Genomic DNA, 11,162 nt, shown 5'->3' with positions numbered 1-11,162 from the left:
CGTAGGGCCATCCACTGCTCAAGAGCAGCTGCGTACCGCTCTGGCGCTGGGTGCCGACCGCGCGGTGCTCGTCGAATCCGCTGAAGAACTGACCTCGCTGGCCGTTGCCAAGCTGCTCAAAGCCGTTGTCGACAAGGAGCAGCCACAACTGGTGATCCTCGGTAAACAGGCGATCGACAGCGACAACAACCAGACTGGCCAGATGCTGGCTGCACTGACCGGTTATGGCCAGGGCACCTTCGCCTCGAAAGTCGAAGTCAGCGGCGACAGCGTTGCCGTGACCCGCGAAATCGACGGCGGCGCACAGACGGTTTCCCTGAAACTGCCGGCCATCGTCACCACCGACCTGCGTTTGAACGAGCCGCGTTATGCGTCCCTGCCAAACATCATGAAAGCCAAGAAAAAGCCTCTTGAAGTGCTGACTCCTGATGCTTTGGGCGTTTCCACCGCCTCCACCAACAAGACCGTCAAAGTCGAAGCGCCAGCTGCACGCAGCGCGGGGATCAAGGTCAAGTCGGTGGCTGAACTGGTCGAGAAACTGAAAAACGAAGCGAAGGTGATCTGATCATGACTATCCTCGTAATCGCCGAACACGATAACAAGGTGCTGGCCCCGGCCACCCTGAACACCGTTGCTGCCGCCGCCAAAATCGGTGGCGACATCCACGTACTGGTCGCCGGTCAAGGCGCTGGCGCCGTGGCTGAAGCCGCAGCAAAAGTAGCTGGCGTGAGCAAAGTACTGCTGGCTGACAACGCTGCCTACGCGCACCAACTGCCGGAAAACGTCGCGCCTCTGGTTGCAGAGCTTGGCGCTTCCTACAGCCACATCCTGGCTGCCGCTACCTCCAACGGCAAAAACATCCTGCCACGCGTTGCCGCGCAGCTGGACGTCGACCAGATCTCCGAGATCGTTTCGGTGGAAAGCGCCGACACCTTCAAGCGCCCGATCTACGCCGGTAACGCCATTGCCACCGTGCAATCGACAGCTGCCGTCAAAGTCATCACCGTACGCGCCACCGGCTTCGACCCGGTTGTCGCGGAAGGGGGTTCGGCTGCCGTTGAAGCCGTTGCGGCTGTGCACAATGCTGGCACTTCCAGCTTTGTTGGCGAAGAACTGGCCAAGTCGGACCGCCCTGAGCTGACCGCTGCCAAGATCGTCGTTTCCGGCGGTCGTGGCATGCAGAACGGTGACAACTTCAAGCACCTGTACGCCCTGGCCGACAAGCTGGGCGCGGCGGTCGGCGCTTCGCGCGCGGCGGTCGACGCAGGCTTCGTACCCAACGACATGCAGGTCGGCCAGACCGGCAAGATCGTTGCGCCACAGCTGTACATCGCGGTCGGTATCTCCGGCGCGATCCAGCATTTGGCCGGTATGAAAGACTCCAAAGTGATCGTTGCGATCAACAAGGACGAAGAAGCGCCGATCTTCCAGGTGGCTGATTACGGCCTGGTGGCGGACTTGTTCGAGGCGGTTCCCGAGTTGAGCGGTAGCCTGTAAATGGGTCCTGCAGGCGCGAACAGTTTCGCGCCTGCAGGACCCATGGCGATCAGGCGCCCAGGCTTTCGATGTCCCTGGCCAACATCACCAGTTGATGGGCCAGGGAGCTTTGCAGGGTGTCGGTCGGCAGTTGGAATTTCGGCGCGCCACAGGTCAGGGCCATGATGCTGCCGTCGGTCAGGCGCAGCGGAACGCCAGCGGCGTTGACGTTGCGGTCCCATTCGCCGAGGGACAGGCAAAAACCGAACTCCTCATACTCGCGAAACGATTCGTTCAGCGAGGCTTCCAGGGCCGGCCATTCGTCACCGGCCTTCTTGGCAATTTCGCCGATCAGGTGTGCCCGCTCGTTTTCCGGGGTGGCGGCCAGGTAGGCACGGCCCGCCGCAGTAGTGCTCAGGGGCAGGCGCACGCCGGCTTCCATGCGCAGGCTGGCCACGTCGGGTGGGCGGCAGCTTTCCACATAAATCATCGACAACCGATCGCGGCAGGTGAGGCCAACGGTGGTGTTGGTGCGCCGTGCGAACTCGTCCATCAGCGGTTTGCCCAACTGGCGGACCCGCAGGTTGTTGACATAGGCATACCCCAGGGCCAGCACCCCGGAGTCGAGTTGGTACTTTTCCACGTCCTGGTTGTAGCTCAGGTAGCCAAGCTGCGTCAGGGTGTAGGTCAGGCGCGAAACCGTGGGCTTGGGCAGCCCGGTAATCCGCGCGATGTCCTGGTTGCCCCGGGTGACGTTGCCGTGGGTGAACGCGCGCAACACTTCGAGACCCCGACTCAGGGCCTCGACGAATTTCCGGTCCTTGGGTTCGTTCTCGGGCGTTTCGATTTCTTCAGTCATGGAGGCTCATGTGGGCAGCGGGCTGGCAGTGGAAGAGGTTAGCCGATAATGCCAGGCAGTGTGGGCAGTAACCGGCGTGATTTCAATGCAATGACTTATATAGTCGCGCGAAATGGCAGCATAGCGGAATCCTGTTCCGCTAATGGTTCCATTGCACGACCCAGGACAGGGCGAGTAATACCGGGATGGCGATCAGCGCAAAGCGGCCATTCCAGGTAAGGACAATCGTCCACGGCAAGGTGCCTGCGGTACGCGCGAGGATCAGCACGGCGGGGCCAAAGGGCGAGAGCAGCATCGCCAGGGAGAAGGCGCAGACCAGGCTGACGGCGGGGCCCAGAGGGTTGACACCGGCCGCCTGCAATTGGGCCAGCAAGCCGGCACAAATGCTCAGGGTAATAATCGGCGCAATGCCGATCAGCGCGAGCCCGACGATACCCAGCAGGGCAATGCATTGCAGCACAAATACCTGGGAGGAACCGCCCAGTAGCGGCACCAGTTGATCCAGGGACACCAGTTGATTGAACAGCGCGCCGAACAGCGCGGAACAGCCGAAGATAAAGACCTCATTGCGCATGCCCGCCAGATGCTCGGCCAATTCGTCGTAGGCTTTGCCAGGGCTTTCAAGGAACAACCAGCCACTGACCAGCAGCGGCACCACCACCAACGACGCCTGGGTGATGTTCAGCCAACTGAAGCTTGCCAGCGCGACAATCGCGCCAATGCCCAAGGCCGTGCCAAGGACCAGAGGCGTGAGCGAGGCTGCGGGGATTTCTGGCGACTCATCCACCAATGTCTGCAAATGGCGGTTTTCCGTGCGTGCGCCAATGAGCATCAGCAGCACCGTGGCGATCACGCCGTAAGGCAACAGGTCGGTCCAGGTTAGGCTGGGGACTTCACGGGTAATGATCGCCACCACAATGCTGGTTGGCGCGATTAACGGCACCAGGGCAAAGCCGCGAATGGCAGCGGTCAGAACACCTCGCTGGCCATCGCGTTGGGCCGGGTGATCGGGGGCAAAGTGTTGCAGGTAACTGTGCAGGGTTGAACACATCAGGTTGAGCATGCCGAAACTGAGGATTGACCCCAACCCGAGCGCCGCCAGCAAGTAGCGCGGATAGAGCAGGGCCCGTGGTCCACGCAACAAAAAACGATGCACCTCGCGCAGTGCCGGCAGGCGTTTGACCAGGCAACCCATCAGCCCCAGGCCACCAATGAACGCCGCGTAATAGGCGGCCGCGCTGCTGATGCGCTGGACGGTGGGCAGGTCCAGTGGGGCCTTGACCAGCCATATCGCGAGCAGCGCCAGCGTCGCCAGGCCCAGGCGCCGAGGGTAGGGCATGAGCGACTGCCAGTGACGGATAAAAAACAAACCGAACAGCAGCGCCGCGATCAGGCTGAACGCAGTGGTACGTGTGCCCAGGGCAATCAGTTCGCAGAGCAGGGCCAGTGGCAGCAGGCGTGTCAGCTTCACGCGGGCAGGCGCCGCAGGCGGCTGCGTTTGAACACCCCTTCAGCGCTGGCCAGCAGGTTGTCCTCGGCATCGAGCACATCACAAGCGGCCATGTAGATTTTCGGCCCACCGCCCCGCACCCGGGCAATGACCCGCACCCGACTGCCTGCGGGGGCGGGAGCCATGTAATTGATGTTCAGTGACAGGGTCAGGGACAAGCGCCACAGGTCCGGGTCGATATTCCAGGTGCCGCACATGCCCAGCGCCGCGTCGGCCATGGCCGCTATCACACCGCCGTGCAGGTTGCCGGCCTGGTTGAGATGCTCGGGGTTGACCAGCAACGCGATGACGGTTTGCGCCTGGCCGTATTCAACCAGATCAAGGCCCAGGTACGCAGCGAATCCACTGAATAGGCCTTGCAGGTCGCAGGGTGGTGAGACGGTCATGGTGTGTTCTCTTTTTGTTATGGGGTGAGCGGCGGCACTTGCTACGCACGGTATGTTCCGCAAAGAGCCGTTTTTAGATTGAAGTTGAGCCTGACAATAATTAGTATTCTAGTCAATATGGAATTAGGTTCTGCACAGCGAAACATAAAATCGGAGAAACCATGTTTTCACGTATCGGTGTGATTGGCAGTGGCGCCATGGGGCGTGGCATTGTTCAGGTGTTTGCGACGGCAGGTTGCGAGGTGCTGCTGTATGACGTGCGTCCCGAGGCGGTCGAGCAGGCGCTGAGCTTTAACAAAGACCGGTTGGCGCGCCAGGTGGCCAAGGGCAAGCTCAACCCCGAGCAATTGGAGCAGACCCTGGCGCGCATGCAGCCGGCTGACAGCCTGGAAGCCTTGGCCGGTTGCGATCTGTTGATCGAAGCCATCGTCGAGAACCTGGAGGCCAAGCAAGGGCTGTTTCGCCAGTTGGAGGCCATCGTTGCGCCGAGCGCCGTGTTGGCGACTAACACGTCTTCGTTGTCCGTCACGCAGATTGCCAGCGGTTGCCAGCACCCTGAACGGGTGGCCGGGTTTCACTTCTTCAACCCGGTGCCGCTGATGAAGATCGTCGAGGTGGTGCGCGGTGAACGTACCCAGGCGCAGGTGGTAGAGCGCTTGTGCGCGTTGGCCGAGGCAGCGGGCCACTTTGCGGCGCAAACCCCGGACACACCGGGTTTTCTGGTCAACCATGCTGGTCGCGCCTATGGCACTGAAGCCTTGCGCATCCTTGGCGAGAACATCGCCGATGTCGAACAGATCGACCGCATCCTGCGCGATGGCCCGGGGTTTCGCATGGGGCCTTTCGAGTTGTTTGACCTCACCGGGCTGGACATTTCCCACGGGGTGATGGAGTCGATCTACGCGCAGTTTTATGGTGACCCCCGCTACACGCCTTCCTACCTGGCAGCCCAGCGCGTGGCCGCCGGTTTGCTGGGACGCAAGAGTGACGGGCATGGTTTCTATCGGTATGTCGACGGCCAGCAGCTGCGTTCGCCACCGCTCAAGCGAGCGGCTGTAGCGGTCGAGCGTGCCTTCTGGCTCGACAGCCAGGAGCCGCACGTGCGCGCTGAGGTGGCAACCTTGCTCGCCGCTGGCGGGGCGACGCTTGAAGAGGCCGTTCAACCACCGGCCAACGCGATCTGCCTGATTACCCCATTGGGCGAAGATGCCAGCAGCATGATTGCGCGCCTGGGTTTACCGGCTGAGCGCACCCTGGCCCTGGACACCTTCTGCGATTTCTCCAAGCGCCTGGTGTTGATGCGCCAACCGGCGCTTGAGCCTGCGTTGGAAGCCCAGGCGGTGCAGGCCCTTGGCAGCAGCGGCGTGCCGGTGGAAGTGATCAATGACTCGCCCGGTTTCATCATCCAGCGCGTGGTGGCCTGCGTGGCCAACCTGGGGGCGGAAATCGTCCAGCGTGGCATCGCCACCCCGGCCACCCTCGACCGTGCGGTGATGCTGGCGCTGGGTTATCCGCGCGGCCCGCTGGCCTTCGCCGAATTCTATGGTGCAGACAAGATCCTCACGGTGTTGCGCGGCATTCAAGGTTGTTATGAAGAGCCGCGCTACCGCCCCAGCCCCTGGCTGCGTCGCCGGGTGCAACTGGGCCTGAGCCTGCAATCCCCTGATCATCCCTCTGCTGTGCAGGAGCAATAACCATGTCCGCTTATATCTATGATGGCCTGCGTACACCTTTTGGTCGCAGCGCCGGTGCCTTGGCCAGCGTGCGCCCCGATGACTTGCTGGGCGAAGTCATTCGCGCCCTGGTGGCGCGCAGCCCGTTCGCTGGCGCCGACTATGAAGACGTCGTGGCGGGGTGTGCCTGCCAGGCCGGTGAAGATGCGCGCAACGTTGCCCGCAATGCGGCATTGCTCGCGGGGTTGCCATTGACCACGGGGGGCCTGACCGTCAACCGCTTGTGCGGCTCGGGGCTGGCGGCGTTGCTGGATGTGAATCGGATGATCCGTTGCGATGAAGGCCAGTTGTTTATCGCTGGCGGCACCGAGAGCATGAGCCGTGCGCCGTTTGTTGTCGGCAAGAGCGAGGCGGCGTTTTCCCGGGCCTTCCAGGTCTTCGACAGCAGCATCGGTGCGCGTTTTCCCAACCCGCTGATCGAGGCCGAATTCGGTGCCGACAGCATGCCGCAAACCGCCGATAACATTGCGCGCGATCTGGGCATCAGCCGTGCCGACAGTGATGCGTTCGCGGCGCGCAGCCAGGCGCTGTATGCCAAGGCGCTGGCCGAGGGTTTTTATGACGGGGAACTGATGCCGGTGCGGGTACCGCAAGGGCGCAAGTTGCCGCCCAAGGAGGTACTGGCTGATGAGCACCCACGGCCGTCCACCGATGAGCCGGCGCTTGCCCGGCTGGGGGCGCTGTTCGACGGTGGCGTGGTCACGGCGGGGAATGCCTCGGGGATCAACGATGGGGCGGCGGCGCTGATCGTTGGCAACCGTGCGATCGGTGAGCGGTACGGGGTCAAGCCACGGGCGCGGATCGTGGCCGGTGCGGTCGCGGGGGTTGCGCCGCGGGTGATGGGCCTGGGGCCGGTACCGGCCATTGGCAAGGCCTTGGCGCGTGCCGGGCTCAGCCTGGCGGATATGGATGTGATTGAAATCAATGAGGCCTTCGCCACCCAGGTACTGGGGTGCGCCAAAGAGTTGGGCCTGGCCTTTGACGATCCGCGTTTGAATGCCCAGGGCGGTGCGATTGCCATTGGCCACCCGCTGGGTGCCTCGGGTGCCCGCTTGGCCCTGACGGCCTTGCGTAGCCTGGAGCGCCAGCAAGGGCGCTACGCGCTGGTGAGCCTGTGCATCGGGATTGGCCAGGGCATTGCCTGTGTGATCGAGCGGCTTGACTGAAGCCACTACATACTAGTGTGGGAGCGGGCTTGCTCGCGAATGCGGTGTATCAGCCAACGAATCAATTGACTGACACACCGCCTTCGCGAGCAAGCCCGCTCCCACAGGGAATGCAGCTTCGCGCTTTGGCTCGGTTTTTAGACGATCTCGAACAAGCCGGCAGCGCCTTGTCCGCCGCCGATGCACATGGTCACTACCACATATCTGGCGCCGCGCCGTTTGCCTTCGATCAGGGCATGGCCGGTCAGGCGTGAGCCGGTGACACCATAAGGATGACCGATGGAGATGGAGCCGCCGTTGACGTTGATCTTCTCTAGGGGAATGCCCAGTTTTTCACGGCAGTAGATTACCTGCGAGGCGAAGGCTTCATTGAGTTCCCACAAGTCGATATCGTCGATTTTCAGGCCGTTGCGCTTAAGCAGGCGCGGGATGGCGTAGACCGGGCCGATGCCCATCTCGTCCGGCTCGCAACCGGCCACGGCAAAACCGCGGAAAATCCCCAGCGGTTCGAGGTTGTTGCGTTCGGCATACAGACTGTCCATGACCAGGCATACCGATGCCCCGTCAGACAACTGGCTGGCGTTGCCCGCCGTGATGAATTGCCCGGCTCCGCGCACAGGCTCCAGCAAGGCCAGGTTGGCCAGGGTGGTGGAGGGGCGGTTGCACTCGTCTTGGGTCAGGGTTACCGCCTGTTCACTGACCTCGCCGCTGTGTTTGTCCTTGACCAGCATGCGGGTGCTGAAGGGAACAATCTCATCATCAAACAACCCAGCGGCCTGGGCGGCGGCGGTGCGCTGCTGGCTGAGCAGGGCGTATTCGTCCTGGGCCTCGCGGCTGATGTTGTAGCGATGGGCAACGATGTCGGCGGTTTCAATCATCGACAGATAAAGCTCAGGCTTGTGCTCCAGCAGCCACGGGTTCTGCCCGCGATAAGTATTGAGCTTGTCGTTTTGCAGCAGGCTGATGGATTCCACGCCGCCGGCAATCATCGCCGGGACTTTCTCCGACACGATACGTTGGGCCGCGAGGGCAATGGCTTGCAGGCCCGAACTGCAAAAACGGTTGATCGACAACCCCGCCGTGGTGGTGGACAACCCGCCACGAATGGCTGCCAGGCGCGCCATGTTCTTGCCCTGGGCGCCTTCATGAAACGTCGCGCCGAGGATCACATCTTCAATCAGCCCCGGGTCAATCCCGGCCCGGGCCACGGCGTGCTGGATCACATGCCCGGCCAGGTCGATGCTGTGGGTGTTGTTCAGGGCACCCCGGTAGGATTTGCCGAGGGCGGTACGTGCGGTGGAGACAATAACGGCGTCAGACATCAATCAGTTTCCTGTGCCAGTACTGGTGGGGGCGTGGGCGGCCCATTCTTCATCCTGCAACTGGCGCCATAGCAGTTTGCCGGCGCCGGATTGCGGCAGATGCTCACGAAACTCAATGGTGGCCGGGACTTTGTAGGCCGACATATTGGCCTTGCACCACTCGGTGATGTCGTCGGCCGTGGTGTCCTGTCGCTCGGGGTGCAGGGTCACCAGGGCTTTGACGGCTTCCCCTCGGCGTGCGTCGGGGGAGGAGATGACGCAGCACTGCTTGATCGCCGGATGGCGGTACATCAGGCTTTCGACTTCCGAAGGCCAGACCTTGTAGCCGGAGGCGTTAATCATTCGCTTGATACGGTCGACCATGAAGAAGTAGCCGTCTTCGTCGTAGTAACCGAGGTCGCCGGTACGCAGGAAACGTTTACCTTGCAGTTCGATAAAGGCTTTTTCGGTGTCTTGCGGAAGCCGCCAGTAGCCTTTGAAAATTTGCGGGCCACGGCAGACGATTTCCCCCACCTCGTGGGGCGCCAGTTCCAGGCCAGTCGTGCTATCGATAACGCGCGAGTCCACGTCGAACGCCGGAATGCCCAGGCATTGGGATTTGCTGCGCGCCTTGGGGTTCATATGGGTCGCTGCCATGGTTTCGGTCATGCCGTAACCTTCGATGTAGTCCAGGCCCAATAGCTGTTTGAGCTTGTCCTTGACCGGGCCGGGCATCGCCGCACCGCCACCGCCAATGTAGTTGAGGCTCGATAAGTCATAGCGATCAAGCCCGTCCTGGGTCAGGAAATCCACGGCCATGGTGACGATATTGGACCAGTTGCTGACGCGATAACGTTGCATCAACTGCGCGGCGACTTCGCGGTTCCAACGGGTCATGACCACCACACAGGCGCCACTGAAAATCGGCCCGTTCATCGACGACTGCATGCCGGCGACATGGAACAGCGGCAGTGTGGTCAGTACCACGTCTTCGCAAGTGCGGTTAGTCCAGGCCTGGCGATGCACGGTCGTCGCCATCACTGATGCATGGGTGTGCAGGCAACCCTTGGGCACGCCGGTGGTGCCGGAGCTGTAAGGCATCACGCAGTGATCGTCCGCGCCACTGAGGTGCGGGCCGGGCTGTTGGCCGCAATCGAGTGCAGCCTGCCAGCGCACCACGCCAGGCAACGTCGCGGTTTGTACCGCAACGAGCAATTCGGGCGGCAGGGGCAGGTCGGTGGGCTGGCGCAGGTATTCGCAATAGGCGGTCGTCAGCACCTGGCGCAGCTTGAAGCGGCCGAGCAGCGGCGTGACAAAAGGCGCGAGATCCTGAGCGCAGACGACGATCTCGCCGTCAGTATCTTGCAGGTAGTGTTCCAGTTCGCTGGCGCGGCTCATGGGGTTGAGCGGTACCACCATGGCGTCGGCGCGCAAGGCGGCGTAGTAGGTGATGATGAATTGAGGCGAGTTCTGCATGAACAGCAGCACCCGGTCGCCACGCTTGATCCCTTGGGACTGGAAATACCCGGCCAACCGCTCGACCTCATCAAGCAACTGGGCGTAGGTGATGAGGGTGTCGTAGTAAATGATCGCGGTCTTTTGTGGATAACGCCGGGCAGCGATCTCCAGGTTACAGAAAAGACTGGTGTCCGGCAGTGTCAGGTGGTGGGGCGCACCCTCCGGCCAATGGGGCAGGTGATGATTGAACATTCTAAAACCCTATTGTTATGAGTCTGGGTTAATCGATATGCGGGCGGTATGGCGAGTGCCATCTCGCTGGAGATTTGCATGCAATACGGCGGGATGTCAAATATATGGAATGTTATTTCGCTGTGCGGAATTATTGATTGGTTTTTCGTAAGGCCAGGAAGTCTGCAGGCCGCTTGTCGAAGAACGCTGCAATCCCCTCGCCAGCCTCATCGTCACCCATGGACTCCACCATATGGGTGGCTTCCAGTTCCAACTGCTGCTCCAGGCTTGCGCTGCCGGCCTGACGGCACAGGCTCTTGATCCGCGCCATTGCCCGCTGTGGGCCTGCGCCAACCCGGGCTGCCAGCGTGATGGCCGCCGCGAGCGCCTCACCGGGCTCGGCCAGGGTATTCACCGCGCCCAGGGCATGCAGGCGTTCACCGCTGATACGATCACCGGTCAGGCACAGTTGCGTCAGTACCTGGCGCGAGACAAATTCGGCGAGGAATGCCGTGGCGCCACCATCCGGGGTGAGGCCAACCTTGACGTAGGCCACCGAAAACGAAGCATTGCGAGCCGCTACCAGCATGTCGCACGCCAGCGCAATCGACAGGCCGGCCCCGGCGGCTGCCCCTTCGACGGCGGCGATCACCGGTTTGCTGCAGGTGTGGATCGAGCGGATCAGGTCATGCAGGCCTTCAAGGTTGACCCGTCGCTCTGCCGGCGTCATGGCCCGGCGTAATGCCAGCCGATGCAGATCGCCGCCGGCGCAGAAATGACCGTCAACACCGGTCAATACCACGGCGCCAATCGCCGGATCTGCCTCGGCCCGGGCCAGGGCCTGGGGTAATGCGGCATAGAACTCGGGCGTGAGGGCGTTACGTGCGCCGGGGTTGTTATTGGACAGCACTAGAACGGCACCTTCGCGGTGCACAAGAATCGGTTCACGCATGGTTTCACCTGTGGTGCTCAGCGGCTGATTATCCGAAGGATTATCGGAAGGCAAAGCTTCGTTGACAATCACAGCTCTGGTTGACAGGCT

The 11,162-nt window shown here is 61.9% G+C and carries 10 protein-coding genes; 4 read left to right on the top strand and 6 right to left on the bottom strand.

All coding sequences use genetic code 11. From position 1 onward, the window contains the following. On the top strand, positions 1-565 hold a 565-nt coding region (locus BFQ03_RS15315), incomplete at its 5' end, for an electron transfer flavoprotein subunit beta/FixA family protein (protein WP_065943492.1). Between the two features lie 2 nt (positions 566-567). After that, on the top strand, positions 568-1,497 hold the full coding sequence (locus tag BFQ03_RS15310) for an electron transfer flavoprotein subunit alpha/FixB family protein (RefSeq protein WP_065943491.1): 930 nt from the start codon (positions 568-570) through the stop codon (positions 1,495-1,497). Between the two features lie 49 nt (positions 1,498-1,546). Here BFQ03_RS15310 and BFQ03_RS15305 read toward each other — a convergent pair whose 3' ends face one another. The 3 genes from BFQ03_RS15305 to BFQ03_RS15295 form a co-directional block, all read right to left on the bottom strand. Continuing rightward, complete coding sequence (locus BFQ03_RS15305; RefSeq protein ID WP_032863533.1) at positions 1,547-2,335, bottom strand: IclR family transcriptional regulator; 789 nt, start codon at positions 2,333-2,335, stop codon at positions 1,547-1,549. A 139-nt stretch (positions 2,336-2,474) separates the two neighbouring features. Next, positions 2,475-3,806 (bottom strand): hypothetical protein, encoded by a 1,332-nt coding sequence (locus BFQ03_RS15300; RefSeq protein ID WP_223232739.1) that lies wholly within the window; start codon positions 3,804-3,806, stop codon positions 2,475-2,477. Further along, on the bottom strand, positions 3,803-4,231 hold the full coding sequence (locus BFQ03_RS15295) for a PaaI family thioesterase (RefSeq protein ID WP_032863532.1): 429 nt from the start codon (positions 4,229-4,231) through the stop codon (positions 3,803-3,805). Before BFQ03_RS15295 ends, BFQ03_RS15300 begins: the two co-directional genes overlap by 4 nt. A gap of 161 nt (positions 4,232-4,392) precedes the next feature. Here BFQ03_RS15295 and BFQ03_RS15290 point away from each other — a divergent pair, with 161 nt between their 5' ends. Together BFQ03_RS15290 and BFQ03_RS15285 are read left to right on the top strand one after the other, a co-directional pair. Beyond that, positions 4,393-5,925: a 3-hydroxyacyl-CoA dehydrogenase gene (locus tag BFQ03_RS15290; RefSeq protein ID WP_065943490.1), complete on the top strand. Its 1,533-nt coding sequence runs from the start codon at positions 4,393-4,395 to the stop codon at positions 5,923-5,925. A gap of 2 nt (positions 5,926-5,927) precedes the next feature. Further along, a complete protein-coding gene (locus BFQ03_RS15285) occupies positions 5,928-7,130 on the top strand; it encodes a 3-oxoadipyl-CoA thiolase (protein ID WP_065943489.1) in 1,203 nt (400 codons plus the stop codon). A gap of 137 nt (positions 7,131-7,267) precedes the next feature. Here the strand turns inward: BFQ03_RS15285 and BFQ03_RS15280 are convergent, their stop codons facing one another. The 3 genes from BFQ03_RS15280 to BFQ03_RS15270 all read right to left on the bottom strand — a co-directional run bounded on the left by BFQ03_RS15280 (position 7,268) and on the right by BFQ03_RS15270 (position 11,072). After that, complete coding sequence (locus BFQ03_RS15280; RefSeq protein WP_032863528.1) at positions 7,268-8,452, bottom strand: acetyl-CoA C-acyltransferase; 1,185 nt, start codon at positions 8,450-8,452, stop codon at positions 7,268-7,270. A 3-nt stretch (positions 8,453-8,455) separates the two neighbouring features. After that, positions 8,456-10,141 carry a long-chain-fatty-acid--CoA ligase gene (locus BFQ03_RS15275; protein WP_065943488.1) on the bottom strand — a complete coding sequence of 562 codons (1,686 nt, stop codon included), beginning with the start codon at positions 10,139-10,141 and terminating at the stop codon, positions 8,456-8,458. Between the two features lie 130 nt (positions 10,142-10,271). Beyond that, positions 10,272-11,072, bottom strand: coding sequence for an oxepin-CoA hydrolase, alternative type (locus BFQ03_RS15270; RefSeq protein WP_065943495.1), 801 nt, complete (start codon positions 11,070-11,072; stop codon positions 10,272-10,274). Positions 11,073-11,162 lie beyond the last annotated feature (90 nt).

The organism is Pseudomonas sp. 25 R 14 (assembly GCF_900004755.1).
GTDB classification, from domain to species: domain Bacteria; phylum Pseudomonadota; class Gammaproteobacteria; order Pseudomonadales; family Pseudomonadaceae; genus Aquipseudomonas; species Aquipseudomonas brenneri.
Note: the sequence above shows the minus strand (reverse complement) of the source record. Positions and strands in the feature narration are given on the sequence as shown.